Source organism: Catenibacterium sp. CAG:290 (assembly GCF_000437715.1).
GTDB classification, from domain to species: Bacteria; Bacillota_I; Bacilli_A; order Erysipelotrichales; family Coprobacillaceae; genus Catenibacterium; species Catenibacterium mitsuoka_A.
Map to the genome: position 1 here is coordinate 1 of NZ_FR898825.1, position 1,466 is coordinate 1,466.

Genomic DNA, 1,466 nt, shown 5'->3' on the forward strand with positions numbered 1-1,466 from the left:
CAGCACTTGTACTATTGCTTCCTATACCAACGCCTACAATAGCACCACCTACCATATTACTGCCTATTTCATTTGCGAAAGCTGCCTTTAGTCTCCAGCCCTGTACACTATATCTGATTAATGTTTTCTTTAAATTATTTGTATCTGTTCTACCTTGAGAATCATGAACAGTGACTACATCATATTCATAGAGATCATTACATTCTAAAATGGAATCTAAATTATAATCATTATTTCTTTCTTCCAATAATTCTGTGAACTTATCTTCCGTCTTCGAATCATTAGAAGTATTTTTTTCTATGATTTGATCTAGTTTTGAGGTGATTTCTTTTTGTTCTTCCATACTTTGACGTTGTCTATAATACTTGTCAAAATATGTATGAATTCCTTCTTTGATATCTTGAGAAAAATAACCTTTATCTAACTGTTGATCAATTGCCTGAATAGCTTCATCTAGCAGCTTTGTAGAAAGATGAGTACTTTTCAGTTTAGTTGATGTGATTGTGAGATTAGGTACTTGTTGTAAGCAGGTATTACATAGACATACTTCTCCAAAGCTATTTCTATCTGGAATAGCAGTAAAAACCTGCCTCAAAGAAGCAGGTTTCCAAAGTATCATTGTGTTTTATTTCTTAACTGTATTATGTCAAATATAAGCGTAATACCTACTACTAATACTGTACTAACTATACATACTGTCATTGTTTCATTCATTACTAAATTAGCAATCATAACACCAATAGCAAGCATAATTTTTTCATATACAATGCGAATCAAATCTTTCTTTTTCATAAGTATCCACTCCTTCTATGCATAATTTGTGATTAACTTTCTACTATGTAAAATACTTCATAACTTTTTTTGCTCTGCTATTATTTACTACCTTCAACATTTCTTATCCTCCTTTCTCTTATGTGATATCGTATATCTACAATATATAACTTAATTTGTTACATTCAAGAAAACAGGATTTAAATACACTTTTTGCGAATAAAACGCAAGACCTCACTAATTTCGAATAATAGATTAATTATAATTCAAACACTACTGTAGCAACTATTATGCTTTTCCGTTTTTATTCAAAAGATAGGATTTATGATACATCCTCTAACTTAAAATGAATATCATTATTTTCAGTTTGGACTATTAAACGCTTTTTTTCTGTATCATTATTTAAATTAAATGTGAATTCTATTTCATTGTCTGTGATCTTTATGATTTTTGAATTTTCATTTAATGTTGTACCGATTTCAGGGGCTATTCCTATCCTATAGTATTGCTTACCAATAATAACCCCTATACCATGTCTTTCTATTAACTCTTTATCTTGATATAGATAAGCCATAGAAATCAGCCCATCGCTTTCTTTAATATCCACATATTCTGTAGCTGTTCCAGTTTCAAGTAATTCACTATACTTTTCTAATTCTTTAGATAATATGAAATGACCTCCTAGTTGTCAAAAC

3 protein-coding genes are annotated in these 1,466 nt (G+C 29.8%); all 3 read right to left on the reverse strand.

All coding sequences use genetic code 11. From position 1 onward, the window contains the following. Window positions 1-595: hypothetical protein (locus tag QVO42_RS06525; protein ID WP_288163984.1), on the reverse strand; the 595-nt coding region annotated here is incomplete at its 3' end. Window positions 596-615: 20 nt separating this feature from the next. Continuing rightward, a complete protein-coding gene (locus QVO42_RS06530) occupies window positions 616-792 on the reverse strand; it encodes a hypothetical protein (protein ID WP_022425341.1) in 177 nt (58 codons plus the stop codon). Window positions 793-1,093: 301 nt separating this feature from the next. Further along, complete coding sequence (locus QVO42_RS06535; RefSeq protein WP_022425342.1) at window positions 1,094-1,378, reverse strand: hypothetical protein; 285 nt, start codon at window positions 1,376-1,378, stop codon at window positions 1,094-1,096. Window positions 1,379-1,466 lie beyond the last annotated feature (88 nt).

Bases quoted from the DNA above. Each gene is read 5' to 3' on its own strand.
- QVO42_RS06530 (WP_022425341.1), bottom strand. From the start codon at position 792: ATGAAAAAGAAAGATTTGATTCGCATTGTATATGAAAAAATTATGCTT.